General features: G+C 71.2%; 23 protein-coding genes. 2 read left to right on the forward strand and 21 right to left on the reverse strand.

Annotated features, from left to right (window positions below; genetic code table 11):
- The first annotated feature begins 318 nt into the window (after positions 1 to 318).
- Positions 319 to 864 carry a hypothetical protein gene (locus ACZ6TU_RS20110; protein WP_467675339.1) on the forward strand — a complete coding sequence of 182 codons (546 nt, stop codon included), beginning with the start codon at positions 319 to 321 and terminating at the stop codon, positions 862 to 864.
- Positions 865 to 1,020: 156 nt separating this feature from the next.
- Here ACZ6TU_RS20110 and ACZ6TU_RS20115 read toward each other — a convergent pair whose 3' ends face one another.
- From ACZ6TU_RS20115 to pyrR, 14 genes are all read right to left on the reverse strand, one after another.
- Complete coding sequence (locus ACZ6TU_RS20115; protein ID WP_469550000.1) at positions 1,021 to 3,192, reverse strand: primosomal protein N'; 2,172 nt, start codon at positions 3,190 to 3,192, stop codon at positions 1,021 to 1,023.
- A 159-nt stretch (positions 3,193 to 3,351) separates the two neighbouring features.
- Positions 3,352 to 4,560, reverse strand: a complete 1,209-nt coding sequence (gene metK, locus ACZ6TU_RS20120) for a methionine adenosyltransferase (RefSeq protein WP_467675343.1) — start codon at positions 4,558 to 4,560, stop codon at positions 3,352 to 3,354.
- 238 nt (positions 4,561 to 4,798) lie between these two features.
- Positions 4,799 to 6,001, reverse strand: a complete 1,203-nt coding sequence (gene coaBC / locus ACZ6TU_RS20125; RefSeq protein ID WP_467675345.1) for a bifunctional phosphopantothenoylcysteine decarboxylase/phosphopantothenate--cysteine ligase CoaBC — start codon at positions 5,999 to 6,001, stop codon at positions 4,799 to 4,801.
- A gap of 115 nt (positions 6,002 to 6,116) precedes the next feature.
- Complete coding sequence (gene rpoZ / locus ACZ6TU_RS20130; RefSeq protein ID WP_003988945.1) at positions 6,117 to 6,389, reverse strand: DNA-directed RNA polymerase subunit omega; 273 nt, start codon at positions 6,387 to 6,389, stop codon at positions 6,117 to 6,119.
- Positions 6,390 to 6,460: 71 nt separating this feature from the next.
- Entirely contained in the window at positions 6,461 to 7,054 is a 594-nt protein-coding gene (gene gmk, locus ACZ6TU_RS20135) for a guanylate kinase (protein ID WP_467675347.1), read from the reverse strand.
- A 58-nt stretch (positions 7,055 to 7,112) separates the two neighbouring features.
- The gene (locus ACZ6TU_RS20140) at positions 7,113 to 7,436 is read right to left on the reverse strand and encodes an integration host factor (protein ID WP_003977346.1); all 324 of its coding nucleotides are present in this window, start codon (positions 7,434 to 7,436) and stop codon (positions 7,113 to 7,115) included.
- A gap of 277 nt (positions 7,437 to 7,713) precedes the next feature.
- Positions 7,714 to 8,559, reverse strand: a complete 846-nt coding sequence (gene pyrF / locus ACZ6TU_RS20145; RefSeq protein WP_467675349.1) for an orotidine-5'-phosphate decarboxylase — start codon at positions 8,557 to 8,559, stop codon at positions 7,714 to 7,716.
- The gene (locus ACZ6TU_RS20150; RefSeq protein WP_467675351.1) at positions 8,556 to 9,662 is read right to left on the reverse strand and encodes a quinone-dependent dihydroorotate dehydrogenase; all 1,107 of its coding nucleotides are present in this window, start codon (positions 9,660 to 9,662) and stop codon (positions 8,556 to 8,558) included. Before ACZ6TU_RS20150 ends, pyrF begins: the two co-directional genes overlap by 4 nt.
- 70 nt (positions 9,663 to 9,732) lie before the next feature.
- Positions 9,733 to 13,050, reverse strand: a complete 3,318-nt coding sequence (carB, locus tag ACZ6TU_RS20155) for a carbamoyl-phosphate synthase large subunit (protein ID WP_469550008.1) — start codon at positions 13,048 to 13,050, stop codon at positions 9,733 to 9,735.
- On the reverse strand, positions 13,043 to 14,185 hold the full coding sequence (gene carA / locus ACZ6TU_RS20160) for a glutamine-hydrolyzing carbamoyl-phosphate synthase small subunit (protein WP_467675355.1): 1,143 nt from the start codon (positions 14,183 to 14,185) through the stop codon (positions 13,043 to 13,045). The genes carB and carA overlap by 8 nt, the downstream gene beginning before the upstream one ends.
- Positions 14,182 to 14,751: a PH-like domain-containing protein gene (locus tag ACZ6TU_RS20165; RefSeq protein ID WP_467675357.1), complete on the reverse strand. Its 570-nt coding sequence runs from the start codon at positions 14,749 to 14,751 to the stop codon at positions 14,182 to 14,184. Before ACZ6TU_RS20165 ends, carA begins: the two co-directional genes overlap by 4 nt.
- On the reverse strand, positions 14,748 to 16,034 hold the full coding sequence (locus tag ACZ6TU_RS20170) for a dihydroorotase (RefSeq protein ID WP_467675359.1): 1,287 nt from the start codon (positions 16,032 to 16,034) through the stop codon (positions 14,748 to 14,750). Before ACZ6TU_RS20170 ends, ACZ6TU_RS20165 begins: the two co-directional genes overlap by 4 nt.
- A 5-nt stretch (positions 16,035 to 16,039) precedes the next feature.
- The gene (locus ACZ6TU_RS20175; protein WP_467675361.1) at positions 16,040 to 17,017 is read right to left on the reverse strand and encodes an aspartate carbamoyltransferase catalytic subunit; all 978 of its coding nucleotides are present in this window, start codon (positions 17,015 to 17,017) and stop codon (positions 16,040 to 16,042) included.
- A gap of 100 nt (positions 17,018 to 17,117) precedes the next feature.
- Positions 17,118 to 17,684 (reverse strand): bifunctional pyr operon transcriptional regulator/uracil phosphoribosyltransferase PyrR, encoded by a 567-nt coding sequence (pyrR, locus tag ACZ6TU_RS20180; protein ID WP_059420843.1) that lies wholly within the window; start codon positions 17,682 to 17,684, stop codon positions 17,118 to 17,120.
- 266 nt (positions 17,685 to 17,950) lie between these two features.
- On the opposite strand from pyrR, the gene bldD reads away from it, so the two are divergent.
- The gene (gene bldD / locus ACZ6TU_RS20185; protein ID WP_020938842.1) at positions 17,951 to 18,454 is read left to right on the forward strand and encodes a transcriptional regulator BldD; all 504 of its coding nucleotides are present in this window, start codon (positions 17,951 to 17,953) and stop codon (positions 18,452 to 18,454) included.
- Positions 18,455 to 18,617: 163 nt separating this feature from the next.
- Here the strand turns inward: bldD and nusB are convergent, their stop codons facing one another.
- From nusB to aroC, 7 genes are all read right to left on the reverse strand, one after another.
- Positions 18,618 to 19,052, reverse strand: coding sequence for a transcription antitermination factor NusB (nusB, locus tag ACZ6TU_RS20190; protein WP_274814998.1), 435 nt, complete (start codon positions 19,050 to 19,052; stop codon positions 18,618 to 18,620).
- A 2-nt stretch (positions 19,053 to 19,054) separates the two neighbouring features.
- Positions 19,055 to 19,621, reverse strand: a complete 567-nt coding sequence (efp, locus tag ACZ6TU_RS20195) for an elongation factor P (RefSeq protein ID WP_059420847.1) — start codon at positions 19,619 to 19,621, stop codon at positions 19,055 to 19,057.
- A gap of 49 nt (positions 19,622 to 19,670) precedes the next feature.
- Positions 19,671 to 20,780, reverse strand: a complete 1,110-nt coding sequence (locus tag ACZ6TU_RS20200; RefSeq protein ID WP_467675363.1) for an aminopeptidase P family protein — start codon at positions 20,778 to 20,780, stop codon at positions 19,671 to 19,673.
- Between the two features lie 257 nt (positions 20,781 to 21,037).
- Positions 21,038 to 21,901 (reverse strand): Pro-rich N-terminal domain-containing protein, encoded by an 864-nt coding sequence (locus ACZ6TU_RS20205; RefSeq protein ID WP_467675365.1) that lies wholly within the window; start codon positions 21,899 to 21,901, stop codon positions 21,038 to 21,040.
- A 164-nt stretch (positions 21,902 to 22,065) separates the two neighbouring features.
- Positions 22,066 to 23,157, reverse strand: a complete 1,092-nt coding sequence (aroB, locus tag ACZ6TU_RS20210; protein WP_467675367.1) for a 3-dehydroquinate synthase — start codon at positions 23,155 to 23,157, stop codon at positions 22,066 to 22,068.
- A complete protein-coding gene (locus ACZ6TU_RS20215; RefSeq protein WP_467675369.1) occupies positions 23,154 to 23,666 on the reverse strand; it encodes a shikimate kinase in 513 nt (170 codons plus the stop codon). The genes aroB and ACZ6TU_RS20215 overlap by 4 nt, the downstream gene beginning before the upstream one ends.
- On the reverse strand, positions 23,663 to 24,847 hold the full coding sequence (gene aroC, locus ACZ6TU_RS20220) for a chorismate synthase (protein WP_467675371.1): 1,185 nt from the start codon (positions 24,845 to 24,847) through the stop codon (positions 23,663 to 23,665). Before aroC ends, ACZ6TU_RS20215 begins: the two co-directional genes overlap by 4 nt.
- Between the last annotated feature and the right edge of the window lie 163 nt (positions 24,848 to 25,010).

Here is a 25,010-nt window from a genome sequence, read left to right on the forward strand (position 1 = left end):
GTGGGGGCCTCTCGGGGAGGGGATCAAGGACGGGCAACGCCCAAGTCTATGAGCCCGGGAACGGAAAGCCGCCGACGGCGCCCGGCCCCCACGGGAGACCTCAGCTTCTTGGCCAACCGTTACGGGTGATGCGCGGGCGGGAGACGAGCCGAGACCGAAGGCCGAGGCGCACACCCCGCGCAAACAGGCGCACGAATATGGCCCCACGCCCCCACACCGTGACCCGCGGAGCGAATCCGCGTTGGTCAAGACAGAGTTGACCACATCGGGCCGCGATCGCGGCCCATTCCTTTCAACGCCGGTTCGAGAGGCTTGTTCATGGCCGACCACGCAACCCACGACGCCCAGGCTCGGGCCAGCCTGCACTTGCTGGTGCGGGACATCGAGCGGGTCCGCCGGCAGGTGGACGCACTGCGCACACTCACCGCCCAGTTGGGCAACGTCTACCGCCCGCGCCGCTCCGGCCCCTCCACGGGCTTCGTCGTCTACGGACGCGCCCCCGCCCCGACAGTACGTCTCGCCCAGGAGCTGCGGGACAGTGTCGAGACCCTGGTGACGGCGGCCGTGGACTTCGACCGCTCACTCGGCTTCTCGTGGGACGCGGTGGGCTCCGCACTCGGAGTCACCAAACAGGCGGTCCACCGCCGTTACGGCGCACGCCGTGCCACGGCCCAGCCGGCCGCGGCCGAGGCGGAGCGCACACCGGAGCCGTCCGGCGCCCGCACGGTCAGTGTGAACACCGGCCTCCCCACGGTCCCGACGGTCCCGGCGGCCCGCTCCATGCCCACCCAGCCGACGGCGGGCAGCCCGGCGCTCCGCGACGAGGCCAGGCCGACGGCCTTCCCCGGCCCGCGCAACGGCTGAGCCGCCCCTGCCCCCGTGCCCTGCCCTCTCGGAACGCCTCCGGGAGGGCAGCGGCGTGTTCGGACGCTGCCGTGCCGCAGCACTGCTCGCGCACGTCACCGTGCCGGAGGACAGCCGGCTCCACGGACACTGCCCCGCCGCACCCCTGGCAGCGGCTCACCCGATGTCCGCCGGATCGATCCGCACCCACACCCCACTCCCGCCGGCACCGCCACTGCCACTCCCGCTCCCCCGAGCCATCCGCGCGGCCTGCGCGGCCTTCAGCGCGGCGGCCAGCGCGGCGCCCTTCCCCGGCGGCACCCGGATCAGCGCCCGCTCCCACTCCTCCCCGGGCGGCGGGGCCCCCGCCCGCCGCAGTCGCCCCGCTGCGGGGACGGGCAACGGCACCGGCCCCAGCACCTCGGCCTCCGGTGGCAGTTCGGCCGCACGGAGAAACTCGGCCACCGATTCCGCCGGCCCCGACACGGCCGCCATCCGCGACACCGGCGGAAACCCCAGCTCGGCCCGCTCGGCGAGTTCCCGCACCGCGTGACCGACGGGGTCCCACCGTACGAGCGCCTGGACGGGCCGCAGCGTCGGCTCGGCCACGACCACCACCGTGCCGCCGGCCGGCTGCGGCCGGACGAGCGACCCGGCCGCGATCCACCGCCGCAACGCGTCCTCCCCGGCCCGCAGATCGGGCCGCCCGAGCATGGCCCACCCGTCCAGCAGCAACGCCGCCGCATAACCGCCCTCGGCGACGGGCTCGGCTCCCGGCGTGCTCACCACCAGGGCGGGCGCCCCCGGCACCGTGTCGAGCACGTGCTCACGACCCGAGGTCCGCACCGGAACGGCCGGGAAGGCCCGTCCGAGTTCCTCGGCGGTCCGCCGCGCGCCCACCACGGAGGCGCGCAGCCGGAAGGCACCGCACTCCGGGCAGTGCCAGCCGCTCTCCTCACGACCGCACCACCCGCAGCACAACGCACCGCCGTCCCGCGTTTCCAGCGGCCCGGAGCACTGTCGGCACCGCGCGGGCGCCCGGCAGTTGGCGCACGCCATGCGCGGCACGTATCCCCGCCGGGGCACCTGCACCAGCACCGGGCCCTGCCGCAGACCGTCCCTGACGACCTGCCAGGCGAGGGTCGGCAGCCGGGCGGCACGGGCGGCCTCGTCCCGTGCGAGGTCCCCGTCCCCGACGGTGCGGACGAGCGGAGCGGCGGCGCGCACCTGCTCACGCCCGGCGACCAGCGGGCGCGCCCATCCGCTCTCGACGAGCTGCGCGGCCTCCACCGTGCAGCCCCAGCTGCCCAGCAGGAAGCCGCACTTGTCCTGGGCGGCCCGCAGCAGCAGCACCTCACGTGCGTGGGGCTGCGGGGCGTGCTGCTCGCTGTGGCTGTCGTCCCCGTCGTCCCAGACGGCCACGAGCCCGAGGTGCTGGACCGGTGCGAACATCGCGGCCCGGGTCCCGATCACGGCCCGTACGGAGCCCCGCCGGACCGCGAGCCACTGCGCGTACCGCTTCTCGGGCCCCGCGTCGGCGGTGAGCACCGCGTGCCGCCCCTCCCCCAGCAGGGCGGTCAGGGCGGCGTCGACCCGCGCGACCGCCCGCCCGTCGGGCAGGACGGCGAGGGCCCCGCGACCGGAGGCCAGCGTCGCCACGACGGCCCGGGCCAGCTCCTCGCTCCACTCCGGTCCGGGCAGCGCGTTCCACACAGCCCGTGGGGCACCGCCGGAGGCCAGTGACTCCAGGAAGGCCGCTCCCCGCTCGTACCGCTGCCAGGAGCCTGCCTCGGGCGCCGGGGGCGGCGGCAGCGGTGCGGGCGAGGGGCGCTGCTCGGCCCGGGCGTTGCGCGGCGGTACGGCGAGTTGCAGGACGTCGGCGAGGCTGCCCGCGTACCGGTCGGCGACCGCCCGGGCCAGGCCCAGCAACTCCTCGCTCAGCACCCGCTCGGGCGACACGACCTGGGCGAGCGCGGCCAGCGGACCCGAGTAGTCGGACTCGGGCAGCCGCTCGACGAGGAACCCGTCGATCAGCCCGCCGCCCTCGCGCCGCCCTTCCCGCACCCGGTGCCGCCCGGCACCGAAGCGCACCCGCACCCGCACGCCCGGCTGGGCCTGCTCGTCCAGTTCCTCGGGCACGGCGTAGTCGAAGTACCGGTCGAGATGGAGCACGCCCTTGTCGACGAGCACCCGCGCGACGGGCAGGTCCTTGGCGAGCGCGGCCCCCCGCCAGGTCCGCGGCTTGGCCCGGGGCGTCTTGGCCTTCCGCACATTCTCCCGGATGAGCGCGAGCTGCTCGGGCGGCGCACCCTCCGCGCCGCCGCCCGCCTGGTCGTTCTCGCTGCTCACTCTTGCATTCTTACCAAACGCCACTGACATCCGACGGCGCCCGAGTACCCCGTCGCCCGCGCACCGGGCACACGACGAGGCCCGGCGCCCCGAAGGGTGCCGGGCCTCGCGAGGTACCGCGACGGCGTCGGGCCTGCGGCCCCTCCGTCCTCCGGGGACTTACAGCCCCACGGCCTTGCGCAGGGCGTCCACGCGGTCCGTCCGCTCCCAGGTGAACTCCGGAAGCTCGCGGCCGAAGTGGCCGTAGGCGGCCGTCTGGGAGTAGATCGGGCGGAGCAGGTCGAGGTCGCGGATGATGGCGGCCGGACGGAGATCGAAGACCTCGTCGATCGCCTTCTCGATCTTCTCCGTGTCGATCTTGGCGGTGCCGAAGGTCTCGACGAACAGACCCACCGGCTCGGCCTTGCCGATGGCGTAGGCCACCTGGACCTCGCAGCGGGTGGCGAGACCCGCGGCGACGACGTTCTTCGCGACCCAGCGCATCGCGTACGCCGCGGAGCGGTCGACCTTGGACGGGTCCTTGCCGGAGAAGGCGCCGCCGCCGTGGCGGGCCATGCCGCCGTAGGTGTCGATGATGATCTTGCGGCCGGTCAGGCCGGCGTCACCCATGGGGCCGCCGATCTCGAAGCGGCCGGTGGGGTTGACCAGGAGGCGGTAGTTCTCCGTGTCGAGCTTGATGCCCTCGTCGAGCAGCGCCTTGAGCTCCGGATCGACGACGAACTCCTTGATGTCCGGAGCCAGGAGCGAGTCCAGGTCGATGTCGGAGGCGTGCTGGGAGGAGACCACCACGGTGTCCAGGCGGACCGCCTTGTCGCCGTCGTACTCGATGGTGACCTGCGTCTTGCCGTCCGGGCGCAGGTAGGGGATCGTGCCGTTCTTGCGCACGTCGGACAGGCGCTTCGACAGGCGGTGCGCCAGGAAGATCGGCAGCGGCATCAGCGTCGGCGTCTCGTCCGTCGCGTAGCCGAACATCAGGCCCTGGTCGCCCGCGCCCTGCTTGTCGAGCTCGTCCTCGTCGCCCTCGACGCGGGACTCGTAAGCCGTGTCCACGCCCTGGGCGATGTCCGGGGACTGCGCGCCGATCGACACCGAGACACCGCAGGAGGCGCCGTCGAAGCCCTTCTTCGAGGAGTCGTAGCCGATTTCGAGGATCTTGCTCCGGACCAGCGTCGCGATGTCCGCGTACGTCTTGGTCGTGACCTCGCCGGCCACGTGCACCAGGCCGGTCGTGATCAAGGTTTCGACGGCGACCCGGGAGGCCGGGTCCTCGCGGAGCAGCGCGTCGAGAATGGTGTCGCTGATCTGGTCAGCGATCTTGTCGGGGTGACCCTCGGTCACGGACTCCGAGGTGAACAGGCGACGGGACACAACGCTCCCTGGGGTTGCAGCGGCTGCTGGCTGATCATTGGCGGACGGCGGGGGCTGCACCTCGCGCCGTCCGTGGAACAGTTTATCGGTCACGCTTCGGCCACGGTCCCCCTGTCTCGCCACTCGGGAGTGCTGTGACCTGCGGCACGGGCATTCTGCCCAATGGCGAGCCGCGTTGGCCAGAGGCGCCACGCCCCGATCGGCCGGGTTTCGCCGAGGCGCGGGGGCGACTGAAACATCAGCGAAGACGCTCGACCACCAGGCCCCATACGGTTTCGGCCAGGGCTTCCTTGGGGCCGTGCGGCACCGCGGTCTCGCTGCCGTCGACGCCGAGGACGACGGCCTCGTTCTCCTCGGAACCGAAGGTCCTGCTCTCCCCGACCTCGTTCACCACCAGCAGATCGCAGCCCTTGCGCTTCAGTTTCGCGCGGCCGTTGGCGAGCACGTCGTCGGTCTCCGCCGCGAAGCCGACGATCACCTGTCCGGGCCGCGCGCGGTCGGCGGAGATCTCCGCGAGGATGTCCGGATTCCGCACCAGGGTGATCGGCTCCGGCTCCTGGCCGTCCTTCTTCTTGATCTTCCCGGCCGCGTACACCGCCGGGCGGAAGTCCGCCACCGCCGCCGCCATGACCACCGCGTCAGCGTCGGCGGACGCCTTCAGCACCGCCTCGCGCAGCTGCACGGCGGTACCGACGGGGACCACGTCCACGCCGGCCGGGTCGGGCAGGGCGCTGTTGGCCGCGATCAGCGTGACGCGGGCGCCGCGGGCGGCCGCGGTGCGGGCAAGGGCGTAGCCCTGCTTGCCGGAGGAGCGGTTGCCGAGGAACCGGACGGGGTCCAGGGGCTCGCGGGTGCCGCCGGCGCTGACCACGACATGCCGGCCCGTCAGGTCGGGCTCGGTCACGCCCCGGGCCAGCACCCGGCGGCAGACCTCGAAGATCTCGCCCGGGTCGGGCAGCCGGCCCTTGCCGGTGTCGACGCCGGTGAGACGGCCCACGGCGGGTTCGATGACGAGGGCGCCGCGGCGGCGCAGCGTCGCCACGTTCTCCTGGGTGGCCGGGTGCTCCCACATCTCCGTGTGCATGGCGGGAGCGAAGACGACCGGGCAGCGGGCGGTGAGCAGGGTGTTGGTGAGGAGGTCGTCGGCGAGGCCGTGGGCCGCCTTGGCGAGCATGTCGGCGGTGGCGGGGGCGACGACGACCAGGTCGGCGTGCTGTCCGATGCGGACGTGCGGGACCTCGTGCACGTCGTCCCACACCTCGGTGGAGACCGGGTTTCCGGAGAGCGCGGACCAGGTGGCGGCGCCGACGAAGTGCAGCGCGGAGGCGGTGGGCACCACGCGCACGTCATGGCCCGACTCCGTCAGCCGCCGCAGCAGCTCACAGGCCTTGTACGCGGCGATGCCGCCACTGACCCCCAGAACGACCTTCGGTTTGTCCACCGTCTCTCCCCGGACCTCGGCAACCGGCACAACGTACGACTCCATGACACACCACAGGCCCGGCAGTCGGCCTGCCGGGCCTGTGGAAAAGTCAGCGTCGAGCTGCAAATAGCACTTACTGCGCCGGGCCCTCGACGGCCTCGGACGTCAGCAGCCCCGCGTTGATCTCGCGAAGGGCGATCGAGAGCGGCTTCTCGTGGACGTGGGTGTCGACGAGAGGACCGACGTACTCGAGGAGACCCTCGCCGAGCTGCGAGTAGTACGCGTTGATCTGGCGGGCCCGCTTGGCCGCGTAGATCACGAGGCTGTACTTCGAGTCGGTGGCCTCGAGGAGCTCGTCGATCGGCGGGTTGATGATGCCCTCGGGCGCGGAGATGGAAGAGGACACGCTCTACCTTCCGATGGATGGGAAAGATTCTGTCGGGGTGATCAGCGAGACCCGGAATCGATCAGCGATGGTCACACGACGTCCACCAAGGCTAGCAGCTCGCGAGCCACGTCCTCGACGGAGGTGTTGACCAGGGTCGTATCGAACTCCGGCTCGGCCGCCAGTTCGGTCTTCGCCGCCTGGAGCCGGCGCTCGATCACCTCGGGCGGTTCGGTGCCCCGCCCGGTGAGTCTGCGCACCAGTTCCTCCCAGGAGGGGGGAGCCAGGAACACCAGCTGGGCCTCGGGCATCGACTCCCGGACCAGACGGGCGCCCTGGAGGTCGATCTCGAGGAGGACGGGCTCGCCCTTCTCCAGGCGCTCCTGCACGGCCGCGCGCGGCGTGCCGTAGCGGTTGCCGGCGAACTCGGCCCACTCCAGCAGTTCACCGTTGGCGATCAGCTTGTCCATCTCGTCGTCGGTGACGAAGAAGTAGTGGACTCCATGCTTCTCGCCGGGGCGGGGCTTGCGGGTCGTCGCCGACACCGAGAGCCAGACCTCGGGGTGTTCCTTGCGCATATGGGCGACGACCGTGCTCTTGCCGACCCCGGAGGGGCCGGAGAGCACGGTCAGCCGCGGACGTACGTCCGGGGGTACGGGGGTCATCCCCCGGGGTGTTGCAGCCATGCAGCGATTATCCAGCAATCCCGGAGTGCCCGGGACTCGCTTCCCCGGAGTGCCCGGTTCAGGAGCCGGTGCTGCCGAACTCGCGCTCCAGGGATGCGATCTGGTTGGACCCGAGGCCGCGCACACGACGGCTCTCGGAGATACCGAGTCGCTCCATGATCTGCTTGGCGCGGACCTTGCCCACGCCCGGGAGGGACTCGAGGAGGGCGGAGACCTTCATCTTGCCGATGACGTCGTTCTCCTGACCCTGCTTGATGACCTCGTGAAGGGAGGCGCCGGAGTGCTTGAGTCGATTCTTGACCTCGGCCCGCTCCCGGCGAGCCGCGGCGGCCTTTTCGAGCGCGGCTGCGCGCTGTTCAGGGGTAAGGGGCGGAAGAGCCACGCCTACGTCACCTCGGATGTCGAACTGTCGGATACGGACCGGTGAGGAACCTAGTCGCCCCACACCTGGGGAGCTACGAGCAACACGCTTGCCCGTTCACTCTCGTCGGAGACTAGCGGGCAAGTCCGCCAGAGTCAGCGAGAACAGCGGAAAAGTCCTGGTCAGCCTTCATCTGAACGGACATTTAGGACATACTGCCCCGGATTTGAGGATGTATTCAGGCTCAAGCACGCCCCGGACCACTCATCGGAGGACTCCGGAAGAGGTCAGGAGGAGGTCAGGAGGAGGTCACGGTGTGACGGATCTCCTCCGCGAAGCGCTCCGCGGCGTCACGCAGCGCGACCGCGTCGGGACCGTGGCGTAGCACTCCCCGGCTGACGTTCGGCACGACATTGCGCACCGCCGTCCCGAAGACCCGGGGAAGATCGGCCGGCGTGGCCCCCTGGGCACCGATGCCGGGCGCGAGGAGCGGGCCGTTGATGTCCAGGTCGTACGACGACAGGTCACCGAGGGTCGCGCCGACGACCGCGCCGAAGGACCCCAGGGGCTCTTCCCCCGCGTTCTCGGCGGACAGGTGCGCCAGCATCGTCGCTCCGACGTTCCGGCCGTCGGACCGCACCGCGTGCTGGACCTCGCCGCCCTCCGGGTTGGAGGTCAGCGCCAGCACGAACAGCCCGGCGCCGCTCTCCCGGGCCAGCGCGACGGCCGGGCTCAGCGAGCCGTAGCCGAGGTACGGCGAGACGGTCAGGGCGTCGGAGAACAGCGGGGCGTCCTCGTGCAGGAAGGACTCGGCGTAGGCGGCCATGGTCGAGCCGATGTCGCCGCGCTTGGCGTCCATCACGACCAGCGCGCCCGCCGCCCGCGCCTCGGCCACCGCCTTCTCCAGGACGGCGACGCCGCGCGAGCCGAACCGCTCGAAGAACGCGCTCTGCGGCTTGAGCACGGCGACCCGGTCGGCCACCGCCTCGACGACCGTGCGGCTGAACCTCTCCAGGCCCGCCACGTCGTCGTTGAGGCCCCACTCGGCGAGCAGCGAGGCGTGCGGGTCGATGCCGACGCACAGCGGGCCGCGCTCGTCCATGGCCCGGCGCAGACGCGCGCCGAAGGGTTCGAGACCGCTCATGACGGCTTCCTCACGTCGGCGCCCACCGCGTCGGCGAGCGTGGCGTACGGGCTGGTGCGCAGGCGCGCGGCGAGCCCCTTGTGGAGATCGCGAGCGTAAAACGGCCCCTCGTAGATGAAGGCGCTGTAGCCCTGGACCAGCGTGGCACCGGCCAGGATGCGCTGCCAGGCGTCCTCGGCGTTCTCGACGCCCCCGACGCCCACCAGGGTGATCCGGTCGCCCACGCGCGCGTAGAGGCGGCGCAGGACCTCCAGGGAGCGTTCCTTCAGGGGCGCGCCGGACAGGCCGCCGGTCTCCTTGGCCAGGGAGGGGTCGGACTTCAGGCCCAGTCCCTCGCGCGCGATGGTGGTGTTCGTCGCGATGATCCCGTCCAGGCCGAGTTCCACGGCGAGGTCGGCGACGGCGTCGATGTCCTCGTCGGCGAGGTCCGGCGCGATCTTGACCAGGAGCGGGACACGCCGTGCGGACACCGTGCGGTCGGCGGCCTCGCGGACGGCGCTCAGGAGCGGACGCAGCGCCTCCGTGGCCTGGAGGTTGCGCAGACCGGGCGTGTTCGGGGAGGAGACGTTGACCACGAGGTAGTCGGCGTAGGGCGCCAGCCGCTCGGCGGACTTCACGTAGTCCGCGACGGCCTCCTCCTCGGGTACGACCTTGGTCTTGCCGATGTTGACGCCGACGACGGTCTTGAAGACGGGCGTCCGGGAGGCCAGACGGGCGGCGACGCGGAGCGATCCGTCGTTGTTGAAGCCCATGCGGTTGATCAGTGCCCGGTCCTTGACCAGGCGGAACAGCCGCTGCTTGGGGTTGCCGGGCTGGCGCTCGCCGGTGACCGTGCCGATCTCGACGTGGTCGAAGCCGAGCATCGCCATGCCGTCGATGCCGACGGCGTTCTTGTCGAAGCCCGCGGCGAGACCGAAGGGGCCGTGCATGCGCAGCCCGAAGGCCTCCGTGCGCAGCTCCTTGTGGCGGGGTGCGAGGGCGGCCGCGAGGAAGGTGCGCAGCACGGGCACGCGGGCGGCCAGGCGGATCCAGCGGAAGGCCAGGTGGTGGGCCTGCTCCGGGTCCATCCGCTTGAAGAACAGGCTGAAGAAGATCTTGTACATGGTGTCCTCACGAAGACATGGCGTCCTCACGAAGAGGGGGACACCGTTTCCGGTGTCCCCCTCGGGGCTGCTAGTCGCGGGCCGCGGTCAGGTGTTCCGCGTGTTCCTGGAGCGATCGGACGCTCACGTCGCCGCGGTTGAGGGCGTCGATGCCCTGGACCGCCGCCGCGAGCGCCTGGACCGTCGTCAGGCAGGGCACGGAGCGTGCCACGGCCGCCGTGCGGATGTCGTAGCCGTCGAGGCGGCCGCCGGTGCCGTACGGGGTGTTGACGATGAGGTCGACCTCGCCGTCGTGGATGAGCTGGACGATGGTCTTCTCGCCGTTCGGGCCGGTGCCCTCGGACTGCTTGCGCACGATCGTGGCGTTGATGCCGTTGCGCTTGAGGACCTCGGCCGTGCCGGAGGTGGCGAGCAGCTCGAAGCCATGCGCGACCAGCTCGCGCGCCGGGAAGATCATCGAGCGCTTGTCGCGGTTGGCGACCGAGATGAACGCGCGGCCCTTGGTGGGCAGCGGGCCGTAGGCGCCCGCCTGCGACTTGGCGTACGCCGTGCCGAAGACGGAGTCGATGCCCATGACCTCGCCCGTGGAGCGCATCTCCGGGCCGAGAACCGTGTCGACGCCGCGGCCGTGGATGTCGCGGAAACGCGACCACGGCATGACGGCCTCCTTGACGGAGATCGGCGCGTCGAACGGCAGCTCGCCGCCGTCGCCGCTGGCCGGCAGCAGGCCCTCGGCGCGCAGCTCGGCGATCGTGGCGCCCAGCGAGATCCGGGCGGCGGCCTTGGCCAGCGGCACCGCGGTCGCCTTCGAGGTGAAGGGGACGGTCCGGGAGGCGCGCGGGTTGGCCTCCAGGACGTAGAGGATGTCGCCGGCGAGCGCGAACTGGATGTTGATCAGGCCGCGCACCCCGACGCCCTTCGCGATGCCCTCCGTGGAGGCGCGCAGGCGCTTGATGTCGAAGCCGCCGAGGGTGATCGGGGGCAGGGCGCACGCCGAGTCGCCGGAGTGGATGCCGGCCTCCTCGATGTGCTCCATGACGCCGCCGAGGTACAGCTCCTGGCCGTCGTAGAGCGCGTCGACGTCGATCTCGATCGCGTCGTCGAGGAACCGGTCGACCAGGACCGGACGGGACGGGCTGATCTCGGTCGACTCGGCGATGTACGCCTCCAGGCGCGTCTCGTCGTAGACGATCTCCATGCCGCGCCCGCCCAGGACGTACGACGGGCGGACCAGGACCGGGTAGCCGATCTCGTCGGCGATGGCCTTGGCCTCGGCGAAGGTGGTGGCGGTGCCGTGCTTGGGGGCCGGGAGGCCGGCCTCCTTGAGGACCCGGCCGAAGGCGCCCCGGTCCTCGGCGGCGTGGATGGCCTCCGGGGACGTGCCCACGATCGGTACGCCGTTGTCCTTCAGCGCCTGCGACAGGCCCAGCGGGGTCTGGCCGCCGAGCTGGACGACGACGCCCGCGACCGGGCCGGCCTGCTGCTCGGCGTGGACGATCTCCAGCACGTCTTCGAGCGTCAGCGGCTCGAAGTACAGGCGGTCGGAGGTGTCGTAGTCCGTGGAGACGGTCTCCGGGTTGCAGTTGACCATCACGGTCTCGTACCCGGCGTCGCTCAGCGCGAAGGAGGCGTGGACGCAGGAGTAGTCGAACTCGATGCCCTGGCCGATGCGGTTCGGGCCGGAGCCCAGGATGATGACGGCCGGCTTGGTCCGGGGCGCGACCTCGGTCTCCTCGTCGTAGGAGGAGTAGAAGTACGGCGTCTTCGCGGCGAACTCGGCGGCGCAGGTGTCGACCGTCTTGTACACCGGGCGGATGCCCAGCGCGTGCCGGACCTCGCGGACGACGTCCTCGCGCAGGCCGCGGATCTCGCCGATCTGCGTGTCGGAGAAGCCGTGCCGCTTGGCCTCGGCGAGCAGGTCGGTGGTCAGCTCGGGTGCCGCGGCCAGCTCGTCGGCGATCTCCTTGATCAGGAAGAGCTGGTCGACGAACCAGGGGTCGATCTTCGTGTACTCGAAGACCTCCTCGGGCGAGGCGCCCGCGCGGATGGCCTGCATGACGGTGTTGATCCGGCCGTCGGTGGGACGGACCGCCTCGCGCAGCAGCTCGTCCTTGTTTCCGGCGGAGCCGGGCTCGCCGACGAAGGTGAACTGGCTGCCCTTCTTCTCCAGCGAGCGCAGGGCCTTCTGGAAGGCCTCGGTGAAGTTGCGGCCGATGGCCATGGCCTCGCCGACCGACTTCATGGTGGTGGTGAGGGTGGAGTCCGCGCTCGGGAACTTCTCGAAGGCGAAGCGCGGGGCCTTCACGACCACGTAGTCGAGCGTCGGCTCGAAGGAGGCCGGGGTCTCCTGCGTGATGTCGTTCGGGATCTCGTCCAGCGTGTAGCCGACGGCGAGCTTGGCGGCGATCTTGGCGATCGGGAAGCCGGTCGCCTTGGAGGCGAGCGCCGAGGAGCGGGACACGCGCGGGTTCATCTCGATGACGATCACGCGGCCGTCGTCGGGGTTCACGGCGAACTGGATGTTGCAGCCGCCGGTGTCGACGCCGACCTCGCGGATGACGGCGATGCCGATGTCGCGCAGGGTCTGGTACTCGCGGTCGGTGAGCGTCATCGCCGGGGCGACGGTGATGGAGTCACCGGTGTGCACGCCCATGGGGTCGAAGTTCTCGATGGAGCAGACGACCACGACGTTGTCGTGCTTGTCGCGCATCAGCTCCAGCTCGTACTCCTTCCAGCCGAGGATGGACTCCTCCAGGAGCACCTCGGTGGTCGGCGAGAGCGTGAGGCCCTGACCGGCGATGCGGCGCAGCTCCTCCTCGTCGTGGGCGAAGCCGGAGCCGGCGCCGCCCATGGTGAAGGACGGGCGGACGACGACCGGGTAGCCGCCGAGCTCCTCGACGCCCTTGAGGACGTCGTCCATGGAGTGGCAGATGTAGGACCGGGCGGACTCGCCGTGGCCGATCTTCTTGCGGACCTCCTCCACGACCTCCTTGAACTGGTCGCGGTCCTCGCCCTTGTGGATCGCCTCGACGTTGGCGCCGATCAGCTCGACGCCGTACTTGTCCAGGACGCCGTTCTCGTGCAGCGAGATCGCGGTGTTGAGGGCCGTCTGGCCGCCCAGGGTGGGCAGCAACGCGTCCGGGCGCTCCTTGGCGATGATCTTCTCGACGAACTCGGGGGTGATGGGCTCGACGTAGGTGGCGTCGGCGATCTCCGGGTCGGTCATGATCGTCGCCGGGTTGGAGTTCACCAGGACGACCCGCAGGCCCTCGGCCTTCAGGACCCGGCACGCCTGGGTGCCGGAGTAGTCGAACTCGGCGGCCTGGCCGATGACGATCGGGCCGGAGCCGATGACCAGGACGGACTGGATATCGGTGCGCTTAGGCACGCTGGCCCTCCATCAGGGATACGAAGCGGTCGAACAGGTAGGCGGCGTCGTGCGGGCCGGCTGCCGCTTCGGGGTGGTACTGGACGCTGAAGGCGGGGCGGTCGAGGAGCTGGAGCCCCTCCACCACGTTGTCGTTCAGGCACACGTGGGACACCTCGGCGCGGCCGAACGGGGTCTCGGAGACCTGGTCGAGCGGGGCGTCGACGGCGAAGCCGTGGTTGTGCGCGGTGACCTCGACCTTGCCGGTCGTACGGTCCTGCACCGGCTGGTTGATGCCGCGGTGGCCGTACTTCAGCTTGTAGGTGCCGAAGCCGAGCGCGCGGCCCAGGATCTGGTTGCCGAAGCAGATGCCGAACAGCGGGGTGCCGCGCTCCAGGACGCCCTGCATCACGGAGACCGGGTGGTCGGCGGTGGCCGGGTCGCCCGGGCCGTTGGAGAAGAACACACCGTCCGGGTTCACCGCGTACACGTCTTCGACGGTCGCGGTCGCCGGGAGCACGTGCACCTCGATGCCGCGCTCGGCCATGCGGTGCGGGGTCATGCCCTTGATGCCGAGGTCGACGGCGGCGACGGTGAACTTCTTCTCGCCGATGGCGGGCACGACGTACGGCTCGGTGGTGGCGACCTCGGCGGAGAGGTTCGCGCCCTTCATCTGCGGGGCTTCCTGCACGCGCGCGAGGAGTGCGCTGTCGTCCTGGACGGCGTCGCCGCTGAAGATGCCGACGCGCATGGCGCCGCGCTCGCGCAGGTGGCGCGTGAGGGCGCGGGTGTCGATGCCGGAGATGCCGACGACGCCCTGCGCCGCCAGCTCCTCGTCCAGCGAGCGCCGGGAGCGCCAGTTGGACGGCACGCGCGCGGGGTCACGCACGACGTACCCGGAGACCCAGATGCGCTTGGACTCGGGGTCCTCGTCGTTCACGCCGGTGTTGCCGACGTGCGGTGCGGTCATCACCACGACCTGGCGGTGGTACGACGGGTCGGTGAGGGTCTCCTGGTAGCCGGTCATGCCGGTGGAGAACACCGCTTCGCCGAAGGTCTCCCCCACGGCCCCGTAGGCACGGCCGCGGAAGACCCGGCCGTCCTCCAGGACGAGTACGGCGGGAGTCTTGGCAGCTCCCCTGGTGGAGGTCGTCATCGTTCGGCGCCTTCCCTGCTGTTCGTTTCGATCATGGAGTTGATGGCCTCGACCCACTCGTTGTGCTCGGCCGCGTGGTCGGAGCGGAAGCCGGAGTCGATCAGCTTGTCGCCGTGCTCCCAGGTGACGACGAGCAGGCCGCCCTCGGTGAGTACCTTGCCTGCGATGCCCTTGTCGAGCCGGGCCTCGCGGAGCTGTGCGGCCGGGACGAAGAAGTCGCTCGCCCCGGGGCGTACGACGTCCAGTCCGGCGTCCGTGAGAGTCAGCTCGGTGCGGCTGCGGGTGCCCAGACCGTGCGCGACGATGCGGTCGAGCCACTGTCCGGCGGTGGTGGAGCCGTGGTAGCGGCCGCTCATCGTCAGGCGCGCCGGGCCCGTCTCCTCCGGGGTCGTGGGCAGCTCGGGCAGGTCGCCCTGGAGCGTGCCGCGCCACTTCCAGCCCTCGCGCATCAGCCAGTAGACGAGCGCGACGAACAGGGCGAGGCCGACGACCCAGCCGATACGGGCGGCCCAGTCGGTCACTTGCGCCGATTCCTTCTCGGCGGCCAGCAGAAGTACAGGTGTCACGTGAGCTTCCCGTCGACGAGCGTGGCCTTGCCCCGCAGCCACGTGTGCGTCACACGGCCCGGCAGCTCACGCCCCTCGTAGGGGGTGTTGCGGCTGCGCGAGGCGAAGCCCGCGGGGTCCACAGAGCCACGGTATGCCGTGTCGACGAGGGTGAGGTTGGCGGGCTCACCTGCCGAGACGGGACGGCCGTGCCCCTTGGCCTGTCCGATCTGCGCGGGCTTGACGGACATACGGTCGGCGACGCCGGCCCAGTCCAGCAGGCCCGTGTCGACCATGGTGTCCTGCACCACTGACAACGCGGTCTCCAGGCCGACCATGCCCATGGCGGCCGCGGCCCACTCGCAGTCCTTGTCCTCGTGCGGGTGCGGGGCGTGGTCGGTGGCGACGATGTCGATCGTGCCGTCGGCGAGCGCCTCGCGCAGCGCCATGACGTCGCGCTCGGTGCGCAGCGGCGGGTTGACCTTGTAGACGGGGTTGTACGTCCGGACCAGCTCGTCGGTGAGGAGCAGGTGGTGCGGGGTGACCTCGGCGGTGACGGCGATGCCGCGGGACTTGGCCCAGCGGACGATCTCGACGGACCCGGCGGTCGACAGGTGGCAGATGTGGACGCGGGAGCCGACGTGGTCGGCGAGCAGGACATCCCGGGCGATGATCGATTCTTCGGCCACCGCGGGCCAGCCCCCGAGCCCCAGTTCGGCGGAGACGACGCCCTCGTTCATCTCGGCGCCCTCGGTCAGCCGCGGCTCCTGCGCGTGCTGCGCGACGACACCGCCGAAGGCCTTCACGTACTCCAGGGCCCGGCGCATGATCACGGCGTCGTGGACGCACTTGCCGTCGTCGGAGAAGACGGTGACGCCTGCGGCCGACTCGTGCATGGCGCCCAGCTCGGCGAGCTTCCTGCCCTCCAGGCCGACCGTGACGGCACCGATCGGCTGGACGTCGCAGTAGCCGTGCTCCTTGCCGAGCCGCCAGACCTGCTCGACGACACCGGCGGTGTCGGCGACCGGGAAGGTGTTGGCCATGGCGAACACTGTGGTGTAGCCGCCGGAGGCGGCGGCGCGCGTACCGGTGAGGACGGTCTCGGAGTCCTCGCGGCCGGGCTCGCGCAGATGGGTGTGCAGGTCGACCAGGCCCGGCAGCAGCACCTTACCCTCGGCCTCGACGACCTCGGCGCCCTCGGCGGACAACCCGCTGCCCACCTCGGCGATGGTCCCGCCGTCGATCAGCACGTCGTGCGGCTCGCCGCCGAGCACCTTCGCACCACGGATCAGGATCTTGCTCATCTGTCTTACTTCTCCTCGGTACGGGTCTGGGTGACGGCGGGTTCGTTTCCGCCCAGCAGCAGGTACAGGACGGCCATCCGGATGGAGACTCCGTTCGCGACCTGCTCGACGACGGTGCAGCGGTCGGAGTCGGCGACCTCGGCGGTGATCTCCATGCCGCGGACCATCGGGCCGGGGTGCATCACTATGGCGTGCTCGGGCATTCGCGCCATGCGGTCGCCGTCGAGGCCGTAGCGCCGGGAGTACTCGCGCTCGGTCGGGAAGAAGGCGGCGTTCATGCGCTCGCGCTGGACGCGCAGCATCATCACCGCGTCGGACTTGGGCAGCGTGCTGTCGAGGTCGTAGGACACCTCGCAGGGCCAGGTCTCGATGCCGACGGGCACCAGGGTCGGCGGGGCGACGAGGGTGACCTCGGCGCCGAGGGTGTGCAGCAGATCGACGTTGGAGCGGGCGACCCGGCTGTGCAGGACGTCGCCGACGATGGTGATGCGCTTGCCTTCGAGGTCCTGGCCGATCCCGGCGTCCGGGCCGATCAGACGGCGGCGCATGGTGAAGGCGTCCAGCAGGGCCTGGGTGGGGTGCTGGTGGGTGCCGTCGCCGGCGTTGACGACGGCCGCGTCGATCCAGCCGGAGTTCGCCAGCCGGTACGGGGCTCCGGAGGCACCGTGCCGGATGACCACGGCGTCGACGCCCATGGCCTCCAGGGTCTGGGCGGTGTCCTTCAGGGACTCGCCCTTGGACACGCTCGAACCCTTGGCGGAGAAGTTGATGACGTCCGCGGAGAGCCGCTTCTCGGCGGCCTCGAAGGAGATCCGCGTCCGGGTGGAATCCTCGAAGAAGAGGTTGACGATCGTGCGGCCGCGCAGGGTCGGCAGCTTCTTGATCGGCCGGTCGGCGACCCGGGCCATCTCCTCGGCGGTGTCGAGGATCAGGACGGCGTCGTCGCGGGTGAGGTCGGCGGCCGAGATGAGATGACGCTGCATCTGTCAGGCTCCGTAAGGCAGTTCAAGCTGGAGAATTGGGGCAGACGGGTGCGCCAGGGCGCACTGAGCGGGCGTACGACAGCGGTGTACGCCTGGAGCGCTACTGGGCGGTCTGCTTGGCACCGAGCAGCACGGTGTCGCGACCGTCCTCCTCGGCGAGCTGGACCTTGACCGTCTCCCGCAACGACGTGGGGAGGTTCTTGCCGACGTAGTCGGCGCGGATGGGCAGTTCGCGGTGGCCGCGGTCGACGAGGACCGCGAGCTGCACCGCGCGGGGGCGCCCGATGTCGTTCAGGGCGTCGAGGGCGGCGCGGATGGTGCGGCCGGAGAAGAGGACGTCGTCGACGAGGACGACGAGCTTGCCGTCGATGCCGTCACCGGGGATCTCGGTGCGGGCCAGCGCACGCGGCGGGTGCATGCGCAGGTCGTCGCGGTACATGGTGATGTCGAGCGAGCCGCAGGGAACCTTGCGCTCGGTGATCTGCTCGAGCTTGTCGGCGATCCGCCGGGCGAGGAAGACGCCCCGGGTCGGAATGCCGAGGAGCACCACGTCGTCGGCGCCCTTTGCGCGTTCGACGATCTCGTGGGCGATACGGGTCAGTACCCGTGCGATGTCGGGCCCTTCGAGAACGGGCCGGGCATCGGACTGCGAGTCGTGCGTGTCCATACGAAACGGACCTCCTTCTCCGCCTCACGGGACGGACCTTAAAGGACGTCGGGATTGCGCCATCCACGGTAGCAGGCCCGCGCTGTCGCCCGGACGGCCCCCTCGGATCACCCGCTCGGCCTAACAGAGTGCCGATACCACGGAAGAGTCGGTGCGGACCATTCGGCTTGACGCGGCAGAGTAACGCTGCGTAACCTCACAGTGAGTTACCAGCCGCGCGGCCTGGCACCCACGCCAGACGCGTCGACACAGTGCCGGGGAGCTATATGTCCAGCGAATACGCCAAACAGCTCGGGGCCAAGCTCCGGGCGATCCGCACCCAGCAGGGCCTTTCCCTCCACGGTGTCGAGGAGAAGTCCCAGGGACGCTGGAAGGCGGTCGTGGTCGGTTCGTACGAGCGCGGCGACCGTGCCGTGACCGTACAGCGCCTTGCCGAGCTGGCGGACTTCTACGGCGTTCCGGTGCAGGAGCTGCTCCCGGGCACCACCCCGGGCGGCGCCGCCGAGCCGCCGCCGAAGCTGGTCCTGGACCTGGAGCGGCTGGCCACGGTGCCGGCCGAGAAGGCGGGCCCGCTTCAGCGCTACGCGGCCACGATCCAGTCGCAGCGCGGTGACTACAACGGCAAGGTGCTCTCGATCCGCCAGGACGACCTGCGTACACTCGCCGTCATCTACGACCAGTCGCCTTCGGTCCTCACCGAGCAGCTGATCAGCTGGGGCGTCCTGGACGCGGACGCGCGCCGCGCGGTGGCGACCCACGAGGACGCCTGACCGCTCCAGGGGGAGCAGCAGAAACGTACCGCCGGGGTGGCCGAAACCGTATGGGTTTCGGCCACCCCGGCGGCGTTCTGAGGGCCTGGCAGCCCTCGACGGTACGGGAACGCCGGAGGGCCCGCGGCAGTCACGCTGCGGGCCCTCCGGCGTTCTGTCTGTCTCAGACCTCGTCGCGGCGGAGCGAGGGCTTGAGCTCCTTCAGCCGTCCGAGCAGGCCGTTCACGAACGAGGGCGACTCGTCCGTGGAGAACTCCTTCGCCAGCTGCACCATCTCGTCGAGGACGACGGCGTCCGGGGTCTCGTCGACCCAGATGAGCTCATAGGCGCCGAGCCGCAGGATGTTGCGGTCGACGACCGGCATCCGGTCGAGCGTCCAGCCGACCGAGTACTGGGCGATCAGCTCGTCGATGCGCTTCGCGTGCTGCGCGTAGCCCTCGACCAGCTCCATCGTGTACTCGCTCACCGGCGGCTGCCGGGTGTCGGCTCGGGAGAGCCGGACCCAGTCGGCGAGGACGGTCAGGACCTCGGCGCCGCGCTGGTCGCCCTCGAAGAGGATCTGGAAGGCGCGCTTGCGGGCCGTGTTGCGGGCAGCCACGGTTAGCTGTTCACCCGGCCGAGGTAGTCGCTGGTGCGGGTGTCGACCTTGATCTTCTCACCGGTGGTGATGAAGAGCGGGACCTGGATCTGGTGGCCGGTCTCCAGCGTGGCGGGCTTGGTGCCACCGGTGGAGCGGTCGCCCTGGACGCCCGGCTCGGTCTCCTGGACGGTCAGCTCGACGGCGGCCGGCAGCTCGACGAAGAGCACCTCACCCTCGTGCTGGGCGACCGTGGCCGTGAAGCCCTCGACGAGGAAGTTGGCGGCGTCGCCGACGGCCTTGCGGTCGACCATGAGCTGGTCGTAGGTCTCCATGTCCATGAAGACGAAGTAGTCGCCGTCCATGTAGGAGAACTGCATGTCGCGCTTGTCGACGGTGGCCGTTTCGACCTTGACGCCGGCGTTGAAGGTCTTGTCGACGACCTTGCCGGAGAGCACGTTCTTGAGCTTGGTGCGCACGAAGGCCGGGCCCTTGCCGGGCTTGACGTGCTGGAACTCGACGACGGACCAGAGCTGGCCGCCTTCGAGCTTGAGCACCATGCCGTTCTTGAGGTCGTTCGTGGAAGCCACGGTTGCGGAATCTCCTGGACTGACGTACGACCCCGGGGCACGCACCTGCCTACAGGGCGAGCAGCTCCTTGGTCGTGATGGTGAGTAGCTCGGGTCCGCCATCCGCCTCGGGGCGGACGACGAGCGTGTCATCGATCCGGACACCGCCCCGTCCCGGGAGGTGGACCCCAGGTTCGACGGTGACCGGCACGCAAGCGTCCAGTTTACCCATGGCCGCGGGACTCAATTGAGGGTCCTCGTCGATTTCGAGCCCCACCCCGTGTCCGGTCAGGGCCGTGAGGCCCTCCGTGTACCCCGCGGAGTCCAGGACCTGGCGGGCGGCACGGTCGACATCCCGGCAGGCGGCGCCGGGTACCAGGCTCTCACGTCCGGCGCGCTGCGCCGCGAAGACCAGGTCGTACAGCTCGACCTGCCAGTCCGCGGGAGCGGTGCCGATGACGAACGTACGGCCGATCTCGCAGCGGTAGCCGCGGTACGTCGCGCCGAGGCAGACGGAGAGGAAGTCGCCCTCCTCGACACGGCGGTCGGTGGGCCGGTGCCCGGGCCGTCCGGCGTTCGGCCCGGTGGCGACGGAGGTGGGAAAGGCCGGTCCGTCTGCCCCGTGATCCACCAGGCGTCTTTCGAGCTCCAGGGCGAGATGGCGCTCGGTCCGCCCGACGAGGATGGACTCCAGCAGTTCGCCGAGGGCCTGGTCGGTGATCTCGGCGCCGATGCGGAGGCAGGAGATCTCCTCCTCGTCCTTGACGACCCTGAGCTGCTCGACCGCGCAGCCGACGTTGGCCAGGCGCAGGCGGGGAGCGACCGAGCCGAGAGCTCGGTGCCGGGCCACGGTGAGGTGGTGCTCCTCCACGGCGAGGGAGTCGGCACCCTGGCCCGCGGCGAGCCCGGCGGCCGCGACGGCCGGGTCGCCGCCGCCGGCACCGGGCAGGGGCTGTACACGCAGGGCCTCGTCGGGGCGCTCCTGCGTGGGGCGGTCGGCCGTCGGGCCGGCACACACCAGGAGGTCCTCGGTCTTGCCCAGCAGGAGAACGGCGCCGTACGGGGCTGCGCCCGCGAGATAGCGCACATTGGCGGGGCGTGAGATCAGCGCCGCCGCGCTGCCGCCCGCGTTGCAGTATTCCCTCAGACGCGTCCGGCGGGCCGCGTACACCTCTGACATGACCCCGAGCCTACGAGCGATGGGGGGATGTCGCCGGTCGGGAGGGCCGAGTGGGGGTTGTCCGCGACGGCTGGGCGGTACGCCCGACCCGTAGCCCGGCGTCTCAGTGTCCTGGGCGTCGGAGCTGAGGCCGGGGCGTTGCGCAGCCCGGCGCGACGGGGTGCCGCTGCGCCCACCCGTGCCGCCCTGCGGGCACCTCCCAGGCCCTTAAGGCACTGGGGGAGGCACGACTGCCCGCAGCTGGAACCACACCCCAGCTACCACTGCGGCGGACTCGCGATGGACCGAGCCAGCACATCGTCCAGCACCCGCGCCGTCTCCGGGACATCCAGCTGCGAGTTGTCGATGATCGGCAGACCGGACCCGTACCACCCGGCCATTCGCCCATGGATACGGGCGACCTCCTCGTCCGTCAGCCGTCGATTGCCCGTGCGCTCCGCGTTGCGTTCCAGGACGATGTCCAGCCCGGGCAGGAGGACGACCGGCAGCAGGCCCGGCCCGACGTGCCGCTTCCAGCCGCCGAGGCCGACGACGGGCCGGTCGGGAAAGACGGCGTCGTCGAGGATGCAGGAGATGCCGTTGGCCAGGAAGTTCCGCGCGGCGAAACCGCAGGTGCGGCGGGCGAGGCGGTACTGGGCCTCGGAGTTGTCGTTCCACCCGGACTGGGGGTCGGCGAAGCCCGAGCGGACCCACTCGCGTACGTCGTCGAGGCTGATGTGCGCCGTGGGGACCCGGCGATGGTCCGCCCAGTACTTGGCGACACTGGTCTTCCCGGCGCCCGCGGGCCCGATGAGCAGCACGGCGAGCGTCGTACCGGCCGGGTCGGGGACCGCCGTGGCGGGCGGCGCGCTGGGCATGGCGACCGGACCGCCGGGCGGCAGCGGCACATGGCCGGTGGTGTCCGGGGCCGGAGGAACGGAGGCCTGCGGTGGGGGCGCGGCCGGTCCGGGCGGGGGCGCGGGATAACCGGGCGCCGGGGGTGGCGGGGGCAGGGGCACGGAGCCCTGGTGCGCACCCGGGTGGTGCGGCCCCGGGTGGTGTGCGGCCGGCGACCAGCCGACGGCCGGTCCGTGCCCCGGCTGGTGGGGCGGCGGCAGCGGAGAACCCACTGCGTGCTGCATCCGGTGCCACTCCGTCTCGTACAGGCGATGGGCGCTGACAGCGGGGGCGGAACCCGCTGCTACCGAACGGTACCGCCCCCGGCCATCGTTGTGTGAACGGCCGGGGGCAGCCCGAAGTGCCCAGCCCCGTAAGGCGAATTCGGGCGGAAGGAGCGCCGGAGGACTTACTGTCCCACTTCTCCGTAGGCGGCGAGCAGCACGGCCGGGTCGGGTCCCTCCAGGACCGTGGGCTTGGCCAGACCGTCGAGGACGATGAAGCGCAGCAGATCGCCGCGGGACTTCTTGTCGACCTTCATGGTCTCGAGCAGCTTGGGCCACTGGTCGTGCCGGTAGTACAGCGGCAGCCCGACGGCTTCGAGGACGGTGCGGTGGCGGTCGGCCGTGGCATCGTCCAACCGGCCTGCCAGACGGCCGAGTTCGGCGGCGAAGTGCATGCCCACCGAGACCGCCGCGCCGTGCCGCCACTTGTAGCGCTCGTTCTTCTCGATGGCGTGGCCGAGCGTGTGGCCGTAGTTGAGGATCTCGCGCAGGCCCGACTCCTTCAGGTCGGACGACACCACGTCGGCCTTGACCCGGATGGAGCGCTCGATGAGCTCGGCGGTGTGCGGGCCTGCCGGGGTGCGGGCCGCGTCGGGGTCGGACTCGATGAGGTCGAGGATCACGGGGTCGGCGATGAAGCCGGCCTTGATGACCTCCGCGAGTCCGGAGACGTAGTCGTTGACCGGGAGGGAGTCCAGCGCGGCGAGGTCGCAGAGCACACCGGCGGGCGGGTGGAAGGCACCGACCAGGTTCTTGCCCTCGGCGGTGTTGATGCCGGTCTTGCCGCCGACGGCCGCGTCGACCATGGCGAGGACGGTGGTCGGGATCGCGATCCAGCGCACCCCGCGCAGCCAGGTGGCGGCCACGAACCCGGCCAGGTCCGTGGTCGCGCCGCCGCCGACACCGACGATGACGTCCGTGCGTGTGAACCCGGACTGGCCCAGCGCCTTCCAGCAGTAGGCGGCGACCTCGGCGGTCTTGGCCTCCTCGGCGTTGGGCACCTGGATGGCGACCGCCTCGTAGCCCTGCCCGGCCAGGTCGGCGCGCAGGGCGTCACCGGTCTCGGCCAGTGCCTCGGGGTGGACGATCGCGACGCGCTTGGCCTTGCCGCCGATCAACCCGGGCAGTTCACCGAGGAGTTGCCGGCCCACGAGGACCTCGTAGGGCTCGGTGCCCGCCGTGCCGCCGACCTGGATCCGGGTCACTGCCTCACTCATACTTCCTTCAACTCCAGTGCGTCCAGGGCGGCTCGGGTGACCTCTTCGGGGGTGCGGCCGTCGGTGGCGACCACGGCCGTGGCGACCTCCTCGTAGAGGTGCCGGCGGGCCTCCATCAGCTCGCGCCACTGCTTGCGCGGGTTGATGGCGAGCAGCGGCCGGGCCGCGTTGAGACCGGTGCGCTTGACCGCCTCTTCGACGTCCATCGACAGGTACACCACACGCTGCCCGGCGAGCAGCGCGCGGGTGTCCGGGTCGAGGACGGCGCCGCCGCCCAGTGCCAGCACACCGTCGTGCCCGGCCAGTGCCTCGTGCACGGCCTGCTTCTCGATCGCGCGGAAGGCGGGCTCGCCCTCCTCGACGAAGATCTCGGCGATCGTCCGGCCCTGCGCGGCGACGATGTCGTCGTCGGTGTCCCGGTAGCCGGTCCCGAGCCGCTCGGCCAGCAGCTGCCCGACGGTGGACTTGCCCACGCCCATCGGGCCGACCAGCACGATCAGCGGGCTCATCGGATGGCCAGGTTGTCGAGGTAGGACCGCACGTTGCGGCGGGTCTCGGCCACGTTGTCGCCGCCGAACTTCTCCGCGACCGCGTCCGCGAGGACGAGGGCGACCATCGCCTCGGCGACGATGCCGGCGGCCGGCACCGCGCACACGTCGGAACGCTGGTGGTGGGCGGCGGTGGCCTCGCCGGTGACGACGTCCACCGTCTTCAGCGCCCGCGGGACGGTCGCGATCGGCTTCATCGCGGCCCGCACGCGCAGCAGCTCACCCGTGGACAGCCCGCCCTCGGTGCCGCCGGAGCGGCCGGAGGTCCGCTTGATGCCCTCGTCGGTCGCGACGATCTCGTCGTGCGCCTTGGAGCCGGGGACGCGGGCCAGGTCGAAGCCGTCGCCGACCTCGACTCCCTTGATCGCCTGGATGCCCATCAGGGCGGCGGCCAGGCGGGCGTCCAGGCGGCGGTCCCAGTGCACGTGCGAACCGAGGCCGACCGGCACCTCGTACGCCAGCACCTCGACCACGCCGCCGAGGGTGTCGCCGTCCTTGTGGGCCTGGTCGATCTCGGCGACCATCGCCTTCGACGCGTCGGCGTCCAGGCAGCGGACCGGATCCGCGTCCAGCTTCTCCACGTCCGCGGGCGTCGGGTACACGCCGTACGGCGCCTTCGCGGCCGCGAGCTCCACCACGTGGGAGACGATCTCGATGCCGGCCGTCTCCTTCAGGTACGACCGGGCCACCGCGCCGAGGGCCACCCGGGCCGCGGTCTCCCGCGCGGAGGCCCGCTCCAGGATCGGCCGGGCCTCGTCGAAGCCGTACTTCTGCATCCCTGCGAGGTCGGCATGGCCGGGCCGGGGGCGGGTGAGCGGGGCGTTGCGGGCGAGGCCGTCGAGAATCTCCGGGTCGACCGGGTCGGCCGCCATGACCTGTTCCCACTTCGGCCACTCGGTGTTGCCCACCATGATCGCGACCGGGGAGCCGAGGCTGAGGCCGTGCCGGACGCCGCCGAGGAAGGTGATCTCGTCCCGCTCGAACTTCATCCGGGCACCGCGCCCATAGCCCAGGCGCCGCCTCGCGAGATGGTCCGCCACCATGTCCGTGGTGATCGGCACGCCGGCGGGAAGGCCCTCCAGCGTCGCGACGAGTGCGGGACCGTGGGATTCCCCCGCGGTCAGCCAGCGCAACCTGCTCAACGGTGCTCCTCAGTGTTCGCGGCCTGCTTACTGCCCAGCGTACGCACGTCATCGCGTACGGCTACGGTCCGACCGGGTGCGCGGCCCGTCCGGCACCACCGATCCTCCCATGCCACGGGGACGACTCCGATCCGAGTCCGGCTGGCGGACAGCCGTGAGCGCG

Source organism: Streptomyces sp. NPDC052064, from assembly GCF_055585925.1.

Bases quoted from the DNA above. Each gene is read 5' to 3' on its own strand.
- pyrR (WP_059420843.1), bottom strand. From the start codon at position 17,684: ATGGACACGCACGACTCGCAGTCCGATGCCCGGCCCGTTCTCGAAGGG.
- ACZ6TU_RS20170 (WP_467675359.1), bottom strand. From the start codon at position 16,034: ATGAGCAAGATCCTGATCCGTGGTGCGAAGGTGCTCGGCGGCGAGCCG.
- ACZ6TU_RS20205 (WP_467675365.1), bottom strand. From the start codon at position 21,901: ATGCAGCACGCAGTGGGTTCTCCGCTGCCGCCGCCCCACCAGCCGGGG.
- ACZ6TU_RS20150 (WP_467675351.1), bottom strand. From the start codon at position 9,662: ATGTACAAGATCTTCTTCAGCCTGTTCTTCAAGCGGATGGACCCGGAG.
- ACZ6TU_RS20215 (WP_467675369.1), bottom strand. From the start codon at position 23,666: ATGAGCCCGCTGATCGTGCTGGTCGGCCCGATGGGCGTGGGCAAGTCC.
- ACZ6TU_RS20110 (WP_467675339.1), top strand. From the start codon at position 319: ATGGCCGACCACGCAACCCACGACGCCCAGGCTCGGGCCAGCCTGCAC.
- pyrF (WP_467675349.1), bottom strand. From the start codon at position 8,559: ATGAGCGGTCTCGAACCCTTCGGCGCGCGTCTGCGCCGGGCCATGGAC.
- bldD (WP_020938842.1), top strand. From the start codon at position 17,951: ATGTCCAGCGAATACGCCAAACAGCTCGGGGCCAAGCTCCGGGCGATC.
- aroB (WP_467675367.1), bottom strand. From the start codon at position 23,157: ATGAGTGAGGCAGTGACCCGGATCCAGGTCGGCGGCACGGCGGGCACC.
- ACZ6TU_RS20200 (WP_467675363.1), bottom strand. From the start codon at position 20,780: ATGTCAGAGGTGTACGCGGCCCGCCGGACGCGTCTGAGGGAATACTGC.
- ACZ6TU_RS20175 (WP_467675361.1), bottom strand. From the start codon at position 17,017: ATGCAGCGTCATCTCATCTCGGCCGCCGACCTCACCCGCGACGACGCC.
- gmk (WP_467675347.1), bottom strand. From the start codon at position 7,054: ATGGCTGCAACACCCCGGGGGATGACCCCCGTACCCCCGGACGTACGT.
- carA (WP_467675355.1), bottom strand. From the start codon at position 14,185: ATGACGACCTCCACCAGGGGAGCTGCCAAGACTCCCGCCGTACTCGTC.